At 34.1% G+C, this 20,076-nt stretch carries 12 protein-coding genes; 10 read left to right on the top strand and 2 right to left on the bottom strand.

Annotated features, from left to right (window positions below):
• Nucleotides 1-37: 37 nt before the first annotated feature.
• The 5 genes from APR43_RS23540 (at nt 38) to APR43_RS23520 (ending at nt 6,949) form a co-directional block, all read left to right on the top strand.
• Nucleotides 38-1,003 carry a helix-turn-helix domain-containing protein gene (locus APR43_RS23540; protein ID WP_240514989.1) on the top strand — a complete coding sequence of 322 codons (966 nt, stop codon included), beginning with the start codon at nt 38-40 and terminating at the stop codon, nt 1,001-1,003.
• A 108-nt stretch (nt 1,004-1,111) separates the two neighbouring features.
• The gene (locus tag APR43_RS23535) at nt 1,112-1,852 is read left to right on the top strand and encodes an SDR family oxidoreductase (protein ID WP_053474457.1); all 741 of its coding nucleotides are present in this window, start codon (nt 1,112-1,114) and stop codon (nt 1,850-1,852) included.
• A gap of 16 nt (nt 1,853-1,868) precedes the next feature.
• Nucleotides 1,869-2,339, top strand: coding sequence for a DUF1097 domain-containing protein (locus APR43_RS23530; protein ID WP_053474456.1), 471 nt, complete (start codon nt 1,869-1,871; stop codon nt 2,337-2,339).
• A 12-nt stretch (nt 2,340-2,351) separates the two neighbouring features.
• Entirely contained in the window at nt 2,352-3,104 is a 753-nt protein-coding gene (locus tag APR43_RS23525) for an SDR family oxidoreductase (RefSeq protein WP_053474455.1), read from the top strand.
• Nucleotides 3,105-3,292: 188 nt separating this feature from the next.
• Entirely contained in the window at nt 3,293-6,949 is a 3,657-nt protein-coding gene (locus APR43_RS23520; protein ID WP_108422097.1) for a DUF2339 domain-containing protein, read from the top strand.
• Between the two features lie 67 nt (nt 6,950-7,016).
• Here the strand turns inward: APR43_RS23520 and APR43_RS23515 are convergent, their stop codons facing one another.
• Together APR43_RS23515 and APR43_RS23510 are read right to left on the bottom strand one after the other, a co-directional pair.
• Nucleotides 7,017-7,274 carry a hypothetical protein gene (locus tag APR43_RS23515; protein WP_053474453.1) on the bottom strand — a complete coding sequence of 86 codons (258 nt, stop codon included), beginning with the start codon at nt 7,272-7,274 and terminating at the stop codon, nt 7,017-7,019.
• A 164-nt stretch (nt 7,275-7,438) separates the two neighbouring features.
• Nucleotides 7,439-10,120, bottom strand: coding sequence for a T9SS type A sorting domain-containing protein (locus APR43_RS23510; protein WP_053474452.1), 2,682 nt, complete (start codon nt 10,118-10,120; stop codon nt 7,439-7,441).
• Between the two features lie 540 nt (nt 10,121-10,660).
• Here APR43_RS23510 and APR43_RS23505 point away from each other — a divergent pair.
• The 5 genes from APR43_RS23505 (at nt 10,661) to APR43_RS23485 (ending at nt 19,592) form a co-directional block, all read left to right on the top strand.
• Nucleotides 10,661-12,709 (top strand): alpha-galactosidase, encoded by a 2,049-nt coding sequence (locus tag APR43_RS23505; RefSeq protein ID WP_053474451.1) that lies wholly within the window; start codon nt 10,661-10,663, stop codon nt 12,707-12,709.
• Nucleotides 12,710-12,719: 10 nt separating this feature from the next.
• Nucleotides 12,720-14,690 carry a sialate O-acetylesterase gene (locus APR43_RS23500; protein ID WP_053474450.1) on the top strand — a complete coding sequence of 657 codons (1,971 nt, stop codon included), beginning with the start codon at nt 12,720-12,722 and terminating at the stop codon, nt 14,688-14,690.
• Between the two features lie 19 nt (nt 14,691-14,709).
• A complete protein-coding gene (locus APR43_RS23495) occupies nt 14,710-16,911 on the top strand; it encodes an alpha-galactosidase (protein ID WP_053474449.1) in 2,202 nt (733 codons plus the stop codon).
• A gap of 68 nt (nt 16,912-16,979) precedes the next feature.
• Nucleotides 16,980-17,996, top strand: a complete 1,017-nt coding sequence (locus APR43_RS23490; protein WP_053474448.1) for a GntR family transcriptional regulator — start codon at nt 16,980-16,982, stop codon at nt 17,994-17,996.
• Nucleotides 17,997-17,999: 3 nt separating this feature from the next.
• Nucleotides 18,000-19,592 (top strand): solute:sodium symporter family transporter, encoded by a 1,593-nt coding sequence (locus tag APR43_RS23485; protein WP_053474447.1) that lies wholly within the window; start codon nt 18,000-18,002, stop codon nt 19,590-19,592.
• Nucleotides 19,593-20,076 lie beyond the last annotated feature (484 nt).

Genomic DNA, 20,076 nt, shown 5'->3' with positions numbered 1-20,076 from the left:
AGGTTCAGAAAGCTGAAAACGAAACAAATGGGCTTTTGTGAAAAAATCTTATATTCGCTATGATTATAAAGATAAAGCCATGTCTAAAGAAATAATTTTATTTAAAAACTTACACGAAACCTATAAAAATATGGGACTTCCTGTAAATGAAATTATTGACAATGATGGTTTAACGATCAATAATTTAAAAGATCTGCATCCGGTACTGCCTTTTAAATCGATTGGATACAGACCGAGTTATTTTTCTTTTTTATTTGTAAAAGATGCGAAAGGGAAATATACGACAGATGATGTTTCTTTTACGACAGAACCGGGGACGGTATATTTTACAAATCCGGGACATTTCAAGTCTTTTGAATGGGATGAAATTACTGACGTTTATTTGATTACGGTTACAGAAAGCTTTTTAAAAGAAAATGTTCATACGGATATCTTTAAGGAATTTCCTTTTTTATTGTCTGAAACGGTATATCCGAGAAACTTGAATGAAACCGATTTTAAAGAGTTTGAAACGATTTATCTTCAAATGGAAAAAGAATTTGCTTCGACATCTTCCATAAAAAATAAAGTAATTGGCAGTTTTTTGGTCATTTTGCTTTTGAAGATAAAAGAAGCTTTTTGGAACAATTACAACCCAATTTATGAAGGAAACAAAAGTTCTCAAATTGTAAAAAACTTCAAGAAAAATCTGGAACAGCATTTTAGAGAATTACTGGATGGAAAAACGGATAAACAGCTTCGGGTAAAAGATTATGCTTTGGCACAAAACCTTCATGAAAATTATCTCAATAATGTTATTAAGAGTAAAACCGGAAAATCGGTTAGTAACTGGATTTCGGAAAAACTGATTGCAGAAGCAAAATCACTTTTAAAAAATTCTACACTTTCCATTAAAGAGATTGCCTATAAACTAGGTTTTATAGAAACGTCACATTTTAGCAATTACTTCAAAAAAAACACTAAAACCTCACCTGAGGAATATAGAAAGTCGGCAGATTTATAGTATGCTTTGAAATTTGCATTTCAATCTGTAATCTTCGCAACAACTACCTTCCAGTCTATTTGCAATTTTGTACTGTCGATAATGACATAACAAAAATTATAAATAATCATGGAAAATTTAAAAGACAAAGTAGTTTTAATTACAGGTTCATCAAGAGGAATTGGAGCCGCAATTGCATTAAAAGTATCTCAGGCCGGAGCAAAAGTTATTATCAATTATGCAGGAAGTAAAGAACCTGCCGAAAAACTGGCTCAGGAAATTAATTTTAACGGAGGTCAGGCTTTAGCCATTAAAGCAGACGTAAGCAATTCTACGGAAGTTAAAAATCTTTTTGACGAAAGTATCGCGCATTTTGGAAAAATCGATGTGTTGATTAACAACGCTGGTATTATGATTACCAAATTAATCAAAGATACTACAGATGAAGATTTTGACCGTCACTTCAATATCAATGTAAAAGGAACTTTTAATACAATGCGTGAAGCAGCTACAAAACTGGCTGACAATGGAAGTATTATCAACTTTTCGACTTCTGTAAATCGTATTATGCTTCCGGGTTACGCCACTTATGTAGCCACAAAATCTGCTGTGGAGCAATTGACAAGAGTTTTTTCTAAAGAAATTGGTTCAAGAGGAATTAACGTAAACTCCGTTTCGCCTGGACCAACAAACACAGAATTATTCACAAACGGAAAATCGGAAGAAGTTATCGCAAGATTAGCGTCATTATCAGCTTTCAACAGAATTGGAGAAACAGATGATATTGCAAATGTTGTTGTATTTCTTGCTTCTGATGAGGCAAAATGGATCAATGCGCAGAATATTGGTGCTAACGGTGGAATGGCTTAATCTTAAAATTAAAATTATGAAAACATACATAAACGCAATAATATTAGGATTGTTTGGCGCTGCTGCCGTTACCGTTGCCTTCATGTTACAATGGCCAACTTGGACGATGTTTCTGGCTTGGGTAAGTTATTATTTATTCGGAAAATCGATTAAAACTTCTATTCCGGTCTTCGTACAAATAATCTTCGGAATCTTGATGGGAGTTGCAATAATGGTATCGGCGAAATTTTTTGAAACCATAATTGGAGTTGCAGGTTTTCAACTGGCTGTATTTTTATTCATTGGTTCATTGGCTTTCTTATCCAAAATAGAAGGTTTAAAAAGTATTCCAGCTTGGTTTATCGGATTGATAATCATTTTCGGAGTACATCCGGAACTTGAATTTGTGGCTATTGTGAGCCTTTTGATTCCGGTAATTGCAGGATTTACATTTGCCTGGCTCAATGATTCTTCAATTCAAATCGTATCAAAATCATTCAACAATTAAAATTTAAAAATCATGAAAATATTAAATAATAAAGTCGCAGTAATTACGGGTTCAGCAAGAGGTTTAGGAAAAGCTATTGCAGAAAGATATGCATCATTGGGTGCTAATATTGTAATCAATTATTCAAAAGACAAAGCTTCTGCAGATGAAGTAGTGTCAAACATTACGGCTATGGGTGTAAAAGTAATCGCCGTTCAGGCCGACGTAAGTGTAGTTGCCGATATCGAAAGATTATTTGAAGAAGCTATTAAAGCTTTTGGAAAAATAGATATTGTTGTTGCCAATGCCGGAATCGAAATGGTAGAAACTCCGGTTGCTGAATTTACAGAATCTCAGTTTGATAAATTATTTTCAATTAATACAAAAGGGGCTTATTTCACGATGCAGCAAGCGGCGAAAAAAGTAGAAAACAAAGGAAGGATAATTTATATTGCTTCGAGTACAACGGCTTTTCCAATTCCGGGAATGGCAATTTATGGCGGAAGTAAAACTACACCGCGTTATATGGTTGATGTTTTATCTAAAGAAATTGGACATAAAGGAATTACGGTTAATACAATTATTCCGTTTGCTGTAGATCATTCCGGAATTTTTGCAGATGAAAACAGCTATCCTGAATTAAGAAAATCATTAATCGACAGCTGCCCAATGGGAAGATTGGCAGAAGTGGAAGATGTAGCCAACATTGCTGAATTTTTTGCAAGCGATTTATCTTCTTTCGTAAACGGACAGCATTTGCTTGTAAACGGCGGGGCAAATCAATAATAAACTTTGATTGAGGAATTTTCAAAGTGTTTTAAAAAAGTCAGGTTTTTTGTTTATCAAAACCTGACTTTTTTATTTTAATTCTAATTACAGTCTTAAATTCAAAAATCTATTCTATTTTAGGAAGAAATTTGGTAGAAATTAAACAAGTATAAAATTCTTACATTCGCCAAATCAAAATTCAAACTATGGAGTACTTTATACTTTTTATCTTATTTGTCTGTATTGTTGTCTTGTTTAATAGTCTTTCTAAAGTAAAAGAAGAAAATGAACATCTGGATTCTCTTTATAGAAAAAGCAGAGAAGATTACAATTCTTTAAAAAATGAAATTAGTGAAATTAAAAAACAGATAAGCCAATCTGGTTTTACGGCTGTTGATTTACCGCAAAAAAATGAAATTGAAGAAATTCCTGCACCAGTAGTTGAAGTTTTATCTCCAGTTATTCCGGAACCTGTTAGTAGTTTTGATGATGTTCTTGAAAATGAACAAAATAGGATTAGTGAAGAAGCTTTAGAGAAAATTGCTTTAAGCTTTGATTCACAAGGAATTCCTGTTCGCGGTACCAACAAAATTGTTGAGGAAAAAGAAACTCCTGCGCCGATACAAAATATCGAAACGTCGTCAATTCCTGAATTTGAAATACAGCCGGAACGTCAGCATAAGGAAGAAGAAGTTTATGTAGAAAGTGCTTTTTCAATTTTTATAAAGAAACTAGAACAACAATTTGCCGAAAACTGGACGGGAATTTTAGGAACCGCCATAATGGTTTTAGGAATTGGTTATTTAAGCATTTATACGGCTTTAAAAGTTTCGCCAATGTTTAGGGTTTTAATTCTTTGGCTTTATTCCGGAGTTTTAGTGGGTTCTTATTTCTTTTTAAAGAAAAAAGAAAAATGGTTTAAAACGGGACTTTGGCTTCGCAGTGCCGGAGCAAGTTTATTTTTATTTGGATGTTTTGGCGCTTCGCAAATTCCGACACTTACTTTTATAGAAAGTATTCCGTTCGCTTATTCACTCATTGGAGTTGGAATTGCCATAAATTTATATGTAGGGTATATCATAAAACAGCAAACCTTTTTATCGCTTCATGTGATTTTAAGTATTTTGGTTTTATGCGTTATTCCCGAAAAACTCTTAATTACATTTTTGCTGGCAGCTTTAACCGCAACGGCAGGAATTATTTTATCGTATAAAGAAAAATGGGAATATCATTTATTGATCGTTATTTCGGCCTTTATAATATTTGATATTTGGTTTACACAAGGAGTACATAGTCTTAGTCCGTCACAAAATATATTTGCCATATTGGGCATTATTTTGGTTTCAGTAAGTTGTATGTACATGCAGTACCGAAGTATTTATGCGAATACACGTTTTGACCGAATTGCTTTTATAACGCATCTAACGAACTGGATTTTATTTGCTTTGGGTTTAATTTTGCATTCAACCGGAAGTAAAATCAAAATATTTGTTTTGTTTGCTGCGGGAATTCTTTGTCTTTTTGCTGCTCTTTTTGCGAGAAAGAAAAAGATTTTCTGGCTGTACCATTTAGACGGAATGGTTTCATTTTTGCTTTTCTCATTAAGTATTATTATGCTTAATGACTGGAAAGTTGGTTTTGATGTTATCGCCTGCGTATTGTACTTTTTGGTTATCACTTGTTTATTTATCGTTTACAAAAGCGGAGAAACTTTACTGCATAAAATATTTTTAGGCCTCAATCATATTTTAGGTTTAATCATTTTTGGGTTCTTTATTGTACAGGTTAATGCACCTTTTGAGCAAACGAATAACACCAGTACTTTTGTGTCGCTGATTGTTATGACTTTAATTACATTAATCGTTCCTGTTTTCTGCGCGGTAAAAAAAGAGTTTTTAGAAATCGATTCTTTAATTGTTAAGAAAGATTTGAGTTTAAACGGAATTTTCTCTGTCTTGTTTTCGACATTGTTTTTTGTAAGCTGGAATCATACAATCGAAATTTCGTTTTATTATCCTCTTGTGTTTCTTGCTTTATTGTGGTGTTTTTTACAATTCAAATTCAAAACCAATACTTTTGATTTAGGACGATTCTTATTTTTAAACACAACTATAATTGCAGGTTTAGTATTAATTTTCCAAAACCCTAAATCTAATTTAGACTTGGTTTTTGCTTTAGGAATTATTGCTGTAATAACATTGAACTGGTTTGTAAAATTATTTTATACCAATGAGCATACCATAAAAACCATCGGAATTATTGGTGTAAATGCTTTGTTGGTTTTATTTGCTTATAAATATTTAGCCGGTTATACTATTATTCAGGTTTTTGGATTATTTGCTGCTGCGTTAATAAATCACGAATTTCTTTGGATTCAGTTTAAACGAAAAACACTTTCTAATGATAATCAAGTGTTGTTGTATCTTTTTTGCCTTGCTTTTTCAATATTCGGAAGCGCATTGTTTTTATACAATACACAGTTTTTAAGTTATACCGAAATTGGTTTAACCGCCGTTGGGCTTTCTGTTATCGAAGTTTACATTTTGTTTGCAGATAAAATCAGAAATAAATCGAATGAAGAAATCTCAGACTGGAAAAATTTCGGTACACTGAATTCTGAATTCATTCTTTTTAATGCATTGGTTTTTGGATTCTCTTGTATTCAAATAGATTATATTCCGGTTTATTTAGGAAGTTTAGCGTTGGTCACTTTTTGGATTTTCCAAAAAACCGAAAAGATGAAACGCTATAATATTTATTCTTTTGTACTGTTGATAGGCTGCGTGCTTTTAAGTATTTATTTAGCTGTTTTTGATGCAGATAAAGCGTTGAATAAAAATATCCTTTATATCACACAAACCATAAGTGTATTGATATCTGCCGCTTATAGTTATCTGCAGATGAAGAGTCAGAAAGGAGAAGGGAAAATGTTTATTGCAATTTTACCTTTAATTCAAAACTTATGGATAATTGCTTTATTATTTATTCAGGTAGAAATAGTCTATCTGCCTTTACTATTTATGTTTTTGGCAATCCTTAATTTTGGTTTGATTTTATACAAAAAAATAGAACTTGCTTCAGAATCAATATTAGTTATTGGACTTTTATCTATTTTAACTTCTGTGTATTACAGCATCAAAGTACTCAATAATTTTACTTTGCAGGATTGGGTTTTACAACTTTCGGCGATAGTATTATTGATTGTTTTAGTTTTCCTGACGAAGAAAAAAGAGTTCATTAAATCCTTGCAACTAGATTATCAAATAGCTATAAATATCTGGCTTTCTATTATTATGTTCTCACAGCTGGAACACAAATGGCTTCCTGTATTTTGGGCGGCGACAGCTATTGTGAATTTATTGCTTTATTATAAAAAAATAGGGAACAAAAAAGAAATCAGCATTGTTTACTATTTGCTGGCTAACTTTCATTTGGCTTTTGTGAGTTTCAATTATTTCGAAGCTAAATTTGAATTCGTTTACCTGATCATATTTGCTTTGCTTGCCTTATATATTTTTATCATTTACAAATACATCGAAGATTTTAAACTAAGAAATAGTATTATTATTTATCCGGCTACTTTTAGCATCGGATTGTTTTTATTTCTTTCGTTTGATAAAGGAATCTTGACATTCTTCTGGATTTTAGAATCTTTAGGATTGCTGATACTCGGAATTATTCTGAAAGAAAAATATTTCCGTTACGTTTCACTTTCCTTAGTTGGTGTCTGCGTAATTCGATTAATGTTTTTCGATTTATCAAATGCCGATTTCCTTATAAGAGCCTTAGTTTTACTGGGAGTTGGAGTAGTGCTTTTAGTAATGAATACTTTATTTAAAAAATACAAAGAACGATTTGATTAAAAATAATGCTAAAAAAGAAGCCCTTAAATAGAAATATTTAAGGGCTTCTTTTTTATAGTGAACTTATTTATTCTTCGTTTTCTAAATTATCAACAGCCGAAATCTGATCCAGAATATTAGTTTGATTTGGGGAAATGTAATTTTTATTTTCCGGAGGAGTTTCTTTCTTAAATAGAAGATCTAATGCATGGTATAGTTTCAATAAAACATCTTTGTCTTCTTTTGCAATATCTAAGGCCGTATTAAAATTAAAAACATAATTATTCGAATTGCGTACTTCTACTTTTATCGTTTTTGATGTAATTTTAAATTTAACTATGTCCATATTATTTCTAAGTTGCTTAATGAAATTGCAAAGTTATTGTAATTAATTGTATAAATAAAAATATGGATAATTTAAAATAACAAGTTGAGGTTCTGTTTTGCAGAAATAAAAATCCCGATTTTCATTTTGAAGTGAAAATCGGGATTTTTTTAAGAAGCAATAATTTATTTTTTCACAAACTTGAAGTTTTGAACTTTATTATCTGCCGATGAAACTTTTACCACATAAACACCTTTAGCAAGATTGTTTACCGGAATTTCAGAGCTAATCATATCTTCAGCAACAAGAGCTGTTTTCGATACTTCTTTACCTGATATATCGTAAACTAAAATAACTGCAGGTCCGCTAATCGTATGATCAAATTTTATCCTGAAAGTTGTTGAAGCAGGGTTAGGGAAAATATAGTTTGTAGCAGCAATTCCCCAGTTAAAGTCAGGAGTGCTTAGAATTGGACCGTCATAAAGAGCATACAAAGCAGCATCAGCCTGAGGAAGCTGCGCACTTAATGTACCTTGTGCCGTGCTTACTGTCCCGGAATATAGTTCTTTCACGTTATAAGTTCCAGAACCCAAACCAATTCGGCTTAAACTAATATTGTTTGTTGTTGCAGCATTGCTGTAATTAAATACGGCAACGTAAGTAACATTATTATGTGTCGCATAGAAAACCGTTGCCGCACTGTTTCCTGTATTGCCATCAGATGGAATAAAGTGCATATCGTTTCGCGCTGCATCCATAACATCATCATTTTGTAAAAGATTCTGTCCTGTAGCTTTCCACGTACCGGCAACAGAGAAATCGTCACCGCTTGTAATAGTTCCTGTTACCACGCTGCTTAATAATCGCGCGCGATTTTGTCCAATAGAAACATTGCCAAACACAACATTATCAGCATCCAGATAATCATAAATCTGATTTTGCCACCAGCCATAAGTCGTACTGTTTAAAGTATAATCAGTATCGCTGATACTGCTGTACGCATCGCAAGCAATTCGGCGTATATGCGCAAACGGACCAGTTGCCAAATTAGGAGAAATAGCAGCCTCAACCAGCATTGTTCCATTAATTTCATCCACTAAATATTTCATACCTTCCTGATATGCTTCCATACCCGTATGAATTTGATAATTTGTAAAACTGTCGGCTTCAATACTCGCGTGAGTTAAAAAGTCGATTTTAACCATTTCAAATCCCGCAGCTTTAAAACGATTGACAAAATATTTTATTCTGGCTTTAGTTCCCGGACTTGTCGGGTCCATTGCATACGCGCCATCCAGTTCAAGCGGAGCTCCGTTAACCATTGTCCAGCATTGGTTATAACTGTACGAACTTCCTTCTACCTGACGATTGTATTTTCCCCAGTCCACAAATGGAGCCCAGTAAATTCCTGCTTTAAATCCTTTGCTTTTTGCATAGGTAACAAATTGTGCAAGCTGAGCATCCGTCATATTATCCCAATACGAATCAAGATCTATAAATAAAGTATTGTCTTGCGTTTTAAATGCCGGGCAGTCATCATGAAAATAATCTACTACAGCCTTAACTTTAGTTAAATTAATATTAGTCTGCATAGCGCCCCAGCTATTCCAGCCCATAGGTTTTGGAGCCGTCCAGTCAAAAATATATTTTGGCTGCAATGCGGCATTTGCCTGAGCAAATTCTTCAAATCCTGTTCTCCAGTCGTCACCCGCATTTAGCATTACTTTAGGCGAAGGGCAGCTAGTTTGACCCACATTTACCCAGCCGTGACCACGTTTATCTCTTGTAATCTCTTGCTTTGTCCATCCTGCAATAACCGAAACATAAGCAGATGATGCACCGCCGCCACTTACCGTAATACCCGTTTTCCATTTCGTATGCTCAAGAGAACCAATAACCAAACCTTTACGATTCGTATTATTATAAATATTCGTAACCTCAGAAGCAGTAAAATCTGCTGAGTTTAAAGTGTAAGCATTATAGCGAATCCAGGCGTCATTATCATAAGGAACAAATACAGCTCTTGTATCGCCCGTACCAAAATTTGGCGTTACCTGATAACTCGTTAAAGGAGACATTCTGTAACAGTTCGAACCATTTCCAGTAAGTACAACTTGTACCGCCACATATTCTTTATTGGTATACGTATAAAATATTTGCTGCATGCCCAAAGTATAATTACCGCTTAAAGTAAAAATATGCTTTGTTCCGCTGCCAATATTATCTGTAAAAGGTGCCGATGAATAAGCTGCTGTAGCAAAATTACCGCTCAAATACTGCTGATCACTATTCGCGTAAGCAGATGCATTCGTAATTACCGTTGCTCCATTAAATTTTACACTATACGTTTTAGTAGCTAAATTGTAAACAATACTATTGTTTGTACCAAAAGCAATAGTTTGAAGACTCGAAGAACTAAGCGGCGTTAAAACAAACTTATCTAAATTAGGAGCCCATGAAATTGTATTGTCCCAAAGCAGCGTTGTGGTTCCGCTGTTTAGGTATACACTTAAGTTTTTAGACGCTGCGGTACTCCATCCGCCGCTTGGATCACACGGAATAGATATTGTTGTCGCCGAACCAGCCGTTAATCGAATAGTACGCGGGTCTCCGGTACAATAAAATAATTGAAGATTGTACCAGCCCGCAGCCGAAACTGTAACGTTTGTCGATACACTGCTGTTGCCTCCCAAATTGCCGACAATTTTGCCAGAACAGGAATCGCAGTTTTGTATGTCAGCGCTATTAGTACGTGTACCATTTTCGAACTCATACGTCTGAGCTGAAGTATATAACGCTATAAAGAGCATTGTAGTGGTAAACAATGCCTTAATTAATAATCTTTGTTTTGTAATTTTTTCTTGCATAATAATTTTGGTTTAAACAGTTAGAATGCAGTACTATACTATACTGTGCTACAATGATAAGAAAAATAATAATATAATGTTAAAAATTTGACGGATTTTATTTTTGAAGCTGCCAGAATTATGTTTTTCGTTTTTAAATAATCTTTAAAATAAGGATGTATAAATTGAATAATCAATTAGGCAAAAATGAAAAATAAAGATTGAAGTTGGAATATTTTGACCAAAGACAAGACTAATATTATAGATATTAATCGTCTTGTTTTTTGAAATTATTTGAAAAAATTGTAAAATTTACAATTATTCGGGAAATAAAAATTTTGTTTGACTGCGTTAGCGACAAATTGAATACATTAGTAGCTATATGTCTTATTTTTAAAGGAGAAAGCAAGGTTTAAAAGCTAATTTTTTAATCGCATAAATTATTTTTTAATGCCTTTTGAATAGAAGATTTAATGAAATATTTTTTGAAGTGCTTGCGAAATAAATTTTAATTTGTATCATTGTAGTATAGAATAGTATAATAACCAAAATAACCATTTAATGAAACCCAATTTTTTTCTATTCAAAAAAATGCTTTTTTCCATTTTGTTTGTGTCATTTTTCTTTAATTCGGCTTTAGCCCAAAAAAGCATTAAAATGACTTTTGGGAAAAACGGAATCATAACGTATGATGCAAAACAAAAAACAATTGCCGTAAGCGAATCTGGAAAAATTATTTTTTCAGATGCGAAAGCTTCAGTTATTGTGAATGGTAAAACAATTTCGGTTGGTGATTATTCAGAAACTGTTTTATCAAAAGAAACTTTGAATGATAATTTAGGAAAAGGAACAAAATATACGCTTACTTATACGGATAAAAACAATCCAACCCTAATCCAAAACTTCTATACTTATAACAATCAGTCCTATTTTATAACTCAAGTAGAAATTTTAAGCACAAATCAGCAAATCGCGACCAATTATATTTCGCCATTAGATTTAGGGAAAATTAGTTTTGATAAAATAGAAAATTTGCAAACCGTTTTTGTTCCTTATGATAATGATGCTTTTATCAGTTACAATTCAAAAAAGTTAGATACGATCTCTCATAATACAAGTGCCGAAGTTGGAATTTTATTTAATAATACTTCCAGAAATGGTTTTATAATAGGTTCTCTGGAACATACGGTTTGGAAAAGTGCCGTAAAAACAACTAATAAAAAACCGACAGCTTTATTTTCTGCATGGGCAGGATATGCTGAAAAAGAAATTACGCGCGACAGTATTGCACACGGAATCGTAAAAGGCAATAAAGTTTTATCTCCAAAATTTTTCGTGGGTTATTATTCAGATTGGCGAAATGGTATGGAAGATTATGCCAAAACGAATCGCATTGTAGAAAAGCCTTATGTTTTTGAGTGGGATAAACCAACTCCCGTAGGATGGAACAGCTGGGGCGTTTTGATGGAGAAAATTAATTTTGATAATACGACAAAGGTTGCAGACTTTTTTGCAAAAGAAATTCCGCAGTTTAGAGTAGGAAATACAGTTTATATCGATCTGGATTCTTTTTGGGACAATATGGTAAAAGGCGGTTTTACGGGAGATTTCAGCAAACTAAAAGAATTCGCAGATTATTGTAAAAGCAAAGGTTTAGAACCGGGAGCGTACTGGGCGCCATTTACAGATTGGGGATGGAAAGACGGACCCAACCGCAAAGCCGAAGGAAGTGATTATACTTTTGGAGAAATGTGGACGAAAACCGGAAATACGTATTTTGATTTTGACGGCGCAAGAGCGATTGACCCAACACATCCGGGAACGCTAAAACGTATTGATTATGTAATTAATAAACTAAAAGCGTGCGGTTTTAAAATGATCAAAATTGACTTTTTAGGTCACGCTGCTGCAGAATCTACTTCGTTTTACGATAAAAATGTTACAACAGGAATGCAGGCTTACAAAGTGGGAATGGAACATTTAGTAAATGCATTAGACGGACAAATGCTTATTTATGCTGCTATTTCCCCAAACATGGCAACATCTCGTTATGCCCACGTCCGTCGTATTGCATGCGATGCCTGGAAAACAATCGAACATACCCAATACACACTTAATAGTGTAAATTATGGCTGGTGGCAGACTTATTCCTATGATTATATTGATGCCGATCATGTTGTTTTTGCAGATGTAACAGAAGGAGAGAACCTCGCCAGATTAATTTCGGCAGTCATTACAGGTACTTTAATTACCGGAGACGATTACAGTAAAGACGGAATTTGGAGCGTACGTGCAAAAGAATGGCTTCAGAATAAAGAATTGCTAAAAATTGTTTCTCACGGAGTAGCTTTCCGTCCGGTAGAAGGAAATACAGGAAAACATACTACAGAAGTTTTCGAACAAAAAATAGGAAACGATTGGTATATAGCGGTTTTAAATTATGGTAGTACACCTAAAAATTATTCACTTCCTTTGGAAAGATTGGGCATAAAAAATGGAAATTATCAACTGCAGAATCTTTTTACAAATCAAAATACTAATGTAAAAAATAATATAAATGTAAGTCTTGGTTCCAAAGATGCTCATTTGTACAAAATCATAAATCGTTAATGGAAGGTATATGAAAAGACATTTTTTTAAGAAAACCATTTTAGTTGTATCGTTGCTGATACTGTCGTCAAATGCTGTGAAAGCTGCGGTAACACTGCCTTCCTTTTTTACAGATAATATGGTTTTGCAGCAAAAAAGCGCAGTTCCGTTTTGGGGAGAAAGCAATAAGCAATTCGTTTCGATTACAACTTCTTGGGATAAAAAAAACTTTAAAGCCAATGTTGTAAAAGGCAAATGGAATGTGGTTTTAAAAACGCCTGTTTACGGCGGACCTTATTCTATTTCGATAAATGACGGAGATGTAAAAACGCTTCAAAATATTTTAATTGGTGAAGTCTGGCTGTGTTCCGGACAAAGTAATATGGAAATGCCTCTTGAAGGCTGGGGAAAAATAGACAATTATAAAGAAGAAATACAAAACGCTAATTATCCGCAAATCCGATTATTACAAGCCGAACATATTGAAGGTACTTTACCGCTAAATACATTAAAAGTACAGCACGACGGATGGAATGTATGCAGTCCAAAAACCATTGCCGATTTTAGCGCAACAGCTTATTTTTTTGCCAGAAAGATTTATAAAGAAAAAAAGATTCCGATAGGATTAATTCATTCTTCGTGGGGAGGAACACTTATAGAAGCCTGGACAAGTTCTGGAGCGTTAAGCACAATTCATGATTTTGATACTGAAATCGAAGCGATGAAATCTGAAACGAACAGAGAAGCTTTACAGCAAAAATACAATGCTGATTTAGCTGTTTGGGAAAAGCAGGTTGCAAATGCTGATAAAGGAATGCAGCAGGAAAAAGCGATTTGGGCAACAGAAAATCTTGATGATGCATCCTGGAAAACTATGAAACTGCCTTCTTTTTTTGACAGCAACGGATTAGCCAATTTTGATGGGATAATCTGGTTTAGAAAAAAGTTTACCATCTCTGAAAACAATAAAGATTTTAACCTGAGTTATTATGCCGATGATGATGATATACTTTGGATTAATGGCAATTATGTTGGCGAAACCAAAGGCTATAATATAGAACGTCATTATACAATTCCGGCTAAGTTTCTGAAAAAAGGAGAAAACACAATTACAATTAGGGTTTTTGACGGAGCAGGAAACGGAGGAGTTTATGCCGATGAAAAAATCACTTTAAAATCAGAAAATAAAACTCTTTCATTAGCCGGAGACTGGAAATATAATATTGGTGCAGACAGTAAAGATTTACCTGCAAAACCTTATTTGGCACAAGGACAAAACAGACCAAGTGCGATTTATAATGCGATGATTGCACCTTTGTTAGATTATAAAATAAAAGGAGTAATCTGGTATCAGGGAGAAAGCAATGCGGAAAGAGCTTTTCAATATCAAAAATTATTACCGCTGCTGATAAACGACTGGAGAGCTAAATTTAAAGATAAAAATCTTCCGTTTTTCTATGTTCAGCTGGCTAATTATAAACAGCAAAAACAACAGCCGGATAATTCAGATTGGGCAGAGTTAAGAGAAGCACAATTCATGGCTTTGAAACTGCCAAATACCGGAATGGCTGTAACAACTGATATTGGAAACGGAGAAGACATTCACCCAAAAAACAAACAAGATGTAGGCGGACGTTTGGCAAATATTGCTTTGGCAAAAGTTTACAATACTAAAATCGATTATTCGGGGCCGCTTTATAAATCGTATTCTGTTAAAGCAAATGTAGTTACAATAGATTTTGATTTTAATGAAAATATAAGAGCAAAAGGGAATTCTCTAAAAGGATTTTCGATTGCTGGAGCTGACCAAAAATTTTATTGGGCAGAGACCAAAATCGTCAACGGAAAAGTAGAAGTATATGCACAGGAAGTTCCGAATCCGGTTTCAGTGCGATACAATTGGGCAGACAATCCAAACGGAAACTTAACCAATACTTCGGGATTACCGGCATCCTCTTTTAGAACAGACAACTGGGCAGGAATTACACAAAAAAAGAAATAAGAAAATAACACATAATAAAATGAAAAAACAATTTACAACTTTAAGGCAGTCTTTTGCGATAGCATTTTTTATTCTCTCGAGTTATTGTTCAATAACTGCACAGCAGATTATTACGGTAAAAACAAAAAGCAACGCATTGGTTTTACAAGTAACTCCCGGGAAAGAAGTTAACACCATTTACTTAGGAGAAAAACTGGCAAACGATTCAGAATACACAAAAATACAAGCTCAGTTTCGTCAGGGAACAGATTACTCTGGTATTTATAATGCAGCTTATACGGCATCGGGATCTAAAAATTTGTTAGAACCTGCTATTACCGTAACGCACGCTGACGGAAATACTTCGCTTGATTTGTTATACGTAAGTCATGAAACAAACAAAATTAGTACAGGAGTTTTTCAAACTGATATTACGCTAAAAGATCCTGTTTATCCGGTTGAGGTTCATTTGTTTATTCAGTCTTATTTTGATAATGATGTAATCGAGCAGTGGACAACCATTCAGCATAATGAAAAAGCAAGTATTACTTTGAATAAATATGCTTCGGCTAATTTATATCTTAAAGGATATAATAACTTTTACCTGAACCAATATCATGGTGACTGGGCAAAAGAAATGCAGCCGGAAGAAACTAAATTAACGCACGGAATCAAAGTTTTAGATTCTAAATTAGGATCACGTACTAATTTATTTCAGCCATCTGTATTTATGGTTTCTTTAGATAAACCGGCTTCAGAAGATGAAGGAAAAGTTTTGTTTGCAGGTTTAGAATGGTCAGGAAATTTTAGAACCGATTTAGAATTAGATCCTTTAAATAATCTTCGTGTTATTTCGGGAATTAATAATGCTGCGGCAGCTTATAAACTGGCTAAAAGCGAAGTATTTACAACACCTAAATTTTGGTACACTTTTTCATCAAAAGGAAAAGGAACTGCAAGCCGTAATTTGCACGACTGGTCAAGAAGTCATAAAATCCTTGATGGAAAAGGAGATCGTTTAACTCTTTTAAATAACTGGGAAGCGACTTATTTTAATTTTGACGAAGAAAAACTAAAAGTGCTTATCGCCGATAGTAAAAAACTGGGCGTTGATATGTTTTTATTAGATGACGGATGGTTCGGAAATACTTATCCTCGTAACAATGATGATGCAGCTTTAGGAGATTGGGACGTTAATAAAAAGAAATTACCAAACGGAATTGGAACTTTGGTAAAAACAGCCAAAGATAATCAGGTAAAATTCGGAATATGGATTGAGCCTGAAATGGTAAATCCGGCGAGTGATTTGTATAAAAAACATCCAGAATGGGTAATTAAACAACCGGGAAGAGCAGAACATTATTTCCGTAACCAATTGGTTTTAGATTTATCAAATCCAAAAGTTCAGGATTTTGTTTATGGAGTTGTTGATAATCTTTTTACTCAAAATCCAGAATTGGCTTACATCAAATGGGATTGTAACGCAGTTATTTATAACGCGTATTCAGGTAACTTAAAAGACAATCAGAATAATTTCTACACGGATTATGTAAACGGACTTTACAAAGTATTGGAACGTATTCGTGTAAAATATCCAAAAGTGCCAATGATGCTTTGCTCTGGCGGCGGCGGAAGAGTAGATTACGGAGCTTTAAAATACTTTACTGAATTCTGGCCAAGTGATAATACAGATCCTTTAGAGCGTGTATACATGCAATGGGAATACTCGTATTTTTATCCATCACTTACCATTGCAGCGCACGTTACAGACTGGGGAAAACAGTCTATAAAATACCGTACAGATGTTGCCATGATGGGAAGACTAGGTTTTGATATTGTGGTGAAAGATTTAAACGAAAAAGACCTAGCCTTTACACAGCAAGCCATCAAAAACTACAATGCATTAAGCGGAACAATCTGGCAGGGAGATCAATATCGTCTGCAAAATCCGTGGGGCAATGACGCGGCATCGGTAATGTTTGTGAATAAAAACGGAAACGAAGCTGTAGTCTTTAATTACTCAGTTAATTCAAGATACGAAGCCGGAACACATCTTCCTATAAAATTAAAAGGATTGCAAGCAGGACAAAACTACAAAGTAGAAGAAATCAACGTGTATCCAGATAAAAAAGCTTCTGTAGAAACAGCAGTATATTCAGGAGATTTTTTAATGCAGGTTGGAATTAATCCAAATGTAACAGTATCAAATAACAGCGTTGTTTTAAAAATCACGAAGGCCTAAAATAAATTTCAAACATTAGTATATATTTGTACTATATATTTTCTAAATAAATACCTATTAAAACGTTTATGAAGCAAATTATTCAACAGATAAAAAACCTTGAATCAATTAATTCCCTATCCAAACACGAGCAGCTGGTTCAGGGAATAATTAATGCCATTGATGAAAAGGTAGTAACAAAAGGTGATCTGCTTCCATCTGTAAATACTTTTATAAGCGAATTGGGTTTTGCAAGAGAAACTATTGCCAAAGCTTATAAAGAACTTGTTCACAGAGGAATTATCGAATCAAAAAATAGACTTGGATATTTCGTTGCTACAAACGATGTAAAACAAGAATTAAAAGTGGCACTGCTGATATTTGCATTTGATATTTTTCAGGAAACGTTTTATGAAAATTTCAGAAAAGGACTTGGAAAAAATGTACAATTGGATATCTTTTTCCATCACAATAATTTTGATACGTTCGAAAATATTATTCAAAGTATAAAAGGAAAATACGGAATGTTTGTTATCGCTCCGATTCCGAATAAAAAAACACCGGGTGTTTTAAAACAATTGCCAACAAACAGAGTATTGCTGGTAGACCGTTTTATAGAAACAGATGAAGATTATAATTATGTTGCACAAGAGTTTGGAGATTCGTCTTATAATGCTTTTGTACAGCTTAAAGATAAAATTAAAAAGTACGATGAACTTGTTTTCTTTTTCAAGCCATCATCTGCAGAACCTAATGAAATTTTAAATTCATTTAAAAGATTCATGAAGGATTATGATATTAAAGGCGTTATAAAAGAAGAATACACGGCAGGTTCTCTGGAAAAAGGAAAAGTATACTTTACGATTCACAATCTGGAACTTTGGGAAATGCTGAAAGACTCTAAAATAAAAGGACTTAAGATTGGTGCCGACATTGGTTTTATTTCGCACAACGATGATATTGTAAAAGAAATCATTTTTGACGGCGTAACTACATTTTCTACAGATTTCGCTGAAATGGGAAAAAGAGCCGCTGATTTTGTGCTGAACAGAAAAAAGACACAAGTGATTATCCCGACAATTCTTATTGATAGAAATTCGTTGTAATTTATGAATGTTTTATCCATTGTTAGTTTTTTACTGATTACAGGTTTAGTCGCTGTTATTTCAGCCATAAAAACACGAAAAAGAAAGGTACAAACCACAAGCGGACTTTTTTTTGCAGATCATAACAATAACTTTTTTATAGTTGGAGGCGCTTTATTGCTTAGCAATATAAGCGCCAACCAGTTTATAGGCGAAAACGAATCTATCTACACCAACAACATGAGCGTTATGGCTTGGGGTGTAAGTTCTGTACTTGCCATGCTGCTTGTTGCCGAGTTTTTTCTGCCCATTTATTTTCGTACAGGTGCCATGACAATTCCGGATTATCTGGGAAAACGGTATGACGATTCGACTAAAAGACTCGTATCGATTATATTTTTATGCAGTTATATTGTCAATTTACTTCCTGCAGTATTATATGGCGGTGCAGTTGCCCTAACCGGAATGTTCAATTTCTTGTATCCTTTAGAATTAACCTATTGGCAGAATATCTGGGTTATGGTTTGGCTGATAGGACTTACAGGCTGCGCTTATTCGGTTTTAGGCGGTTTACGCGCCATATCGATTAGTGACACGGTTTTAAGTATTGGTTTATTGACTATTGGTATCGCGTTTCCTTACTTCGGATTTAAATTTTTAGGGAACGGAGACTGGTTCAAAGGACTTCATATTTTGCTTTCCGAACATAAAGAACATTTAAATTCTATTGGCGGACCGCAGGATGAAATTCCGTTAAGTACCATTTTTACAGGAATGTTTATCATGAATCTGTATTATTGGGGAATGGAGCAGTTTATTGTACAGCAGGCACTTTCGGCAAAAAGTTTATCACACAGTCAAAAAGGAATGGGACTTGCTTGTTTAGGAAAACTATTATGTCCTTTCATCATCAATATTCCCGGATTAGTTGGCGTTCATCTTTACCAAAATCTCGAAAATACAGCCGAAGTTTTCCCGCTTGTTGTAAAAGATACATTGCCCGGAGTTATGATTGGTTTAACGGCTGCAGTTGTTTTGGGAGCAGCAATAAGTACTTTTAATGCTGGACTTAACAGCAGCAGCACATTATTTGTGCTAAATCTTTATAAACCGTGGCTAGAGAAAAAAAATAAAGAAGTAACCGAAAAACATTTGGTTTATACCGGGCGTAAATTCGAAATCATTGTATCGGCTTTGGCCATGTTTTCGGCTCCGTTTATATTATTCAGTAAAGCTGGCTTTTATACTTATTTACAGCAGTTGAGCGGTATGTTCTGTCTGCCTATTTTTACTATTATCCTGATTGGTTTTGTATTTAAAAAAGTACCGCCGCAGGCCGCAAAAATGGGAATGATATTTTTTATTTTAGGTTATATTACTTTTAACTACATACTCGATATTAAATTACATTATCTGCACATGCTGGCACTTTTATTTGTGCTTACTTCTGTATGTATGCTGCTGGTTTCTAAGTTTTATCCGAAATATAATTATGTAGAAATAAAATTAGAATCGGTTGAATTATCGCCTTGGAAAAACCGCTATTGGTACTTTACTGCTTTAATAATTGGTATGGTGAGTATTTTTGTTTTGTTTTCGAAATGGGGAATAGCTTAGAGGAAAGGTTCAAAGGGACAAAGGTTTTAACGTAGAGACGCACAGCAGTGCGTCTTGCGCAACGTAACCACAATATTTGATATACTTGACGTAGACGCACTACTGTGCGCCTCTACGGATATACGTTGTGGATATAATTAATTATAAAATTGACAATTCAAACATCCCAATTTTCTGTAGAGACGCACAGCAGTGCGTCTTGCGCAACGTAACCACAATATTTGATTTACTTGACGTAGACGCACTGCTGTGCGCCTCTACGGATATACGTTGTGGATATAATTAATTCTAAAATTGACAATTCAAACATTCCAATTTTTTGTAGAGACGCACAGCAGTGCGTCTTGCGCAACGTAACCACAATATTTGATATACTTGACGTAGACGCACTGCTGTGCGCCTCTACGGATATACGTTGTGGATATAATTAATTATAAAATTGACAATTCAAACATTCCAATTTTTTGTATAGACGCACAGCAGT

Source organism: Flavobacterium sp. NLM, from assembly GCF_002210235.1.
GTDB lineage: Bacteria > Bacteroidota > Bacteroidia > Flavobacteriales > Flavobacteriaceae > Flavobacterium > Flavobacterium panici.
Note: the sequence above shows the minus strand (reverse complement) of the source record. Positions and strands in the feature narration are given on the sequence as shown.

Excerpts from the sequence above, each read along its gene's own strand:
- APR43_RS23535 (WP_053474457.1), top strand. The coding sequence starts at position 1,112 with ATGGAAAATTTAAAAGACAAAGTAGTTTTAATTACAGGTTCATCAAGA.
- APR43_RS23530 (WP_053474456.1), top strand. The coding sequence starts at position 1,869 with ATGAAAACATACATAAACGCAATAATATTAGGATTGTTTGGCGCTGCT.
- APR43_RS23525 (WP_053474455.1), top strand. The coding sequence starts at position 2,352 with ATGAAAATATTAAATAATAAAGTCGCAGTAATTACGGGTTCAGCAAGA.
- APR43_RS23520 (WP_108422097.1), top strand. The coding sequence starts at position 3,293 with ATGGAGTACTTTATACTTTTTATCTTATTTGTCTGTATTGTTGTCTTG.
- APR43_RS23515 (WP_053474453.1), bottom strand. The coding sequence starts at position 7,274 with ATGGACATAGTTAAATTTAAAATTACATCAAAAACGATAAAAGTAGAA.
- APR43_RS23510 (WP_053474452.1), bottom strand. The coding sequence starts at position 10,120 with ATGCAAGAAAAAATTACAAAACAAAGATTATTAATTAAGGCATTGTTT.
- APR43_RS23505 (WP_053474451.1), top strand. The coding sequence starts at position 10,661 with ATGAAACCCAATTTTTTTCTATTCAAAAAAATGCTTTTTTCCATTTTG.
- APR43_RS23500 (WP_053474450.1), top strand. The coding sequence starts at position 12,720 with ATGAAAAGACATTTTTTTAAGAAAACCATTTTAGTTGTATCGTTGCTG.
- APR43_RS23495 (WP_053474449.1), top strand. The coding sequence starts at position 14,710 with ATGAAAAAACAATTTACAACTTTAAGGCAGTCTTTTGCGATAGCATTT.
- APR43_RS23490 (WP_053474448.1), top strand. The coding sequence starts at position 16,980 with ATGAAGCAAATTATTCAACAGATAAAAAACCTTGAATCAATTAATTCC.
- APR43_RS23485 (WP_053474447.1), top strand. The coding sequence starts at position 18,000 with ATGAATGTTTTATCCATTGTTAGTTTTTTACTGATTACAGGTTTAGTC.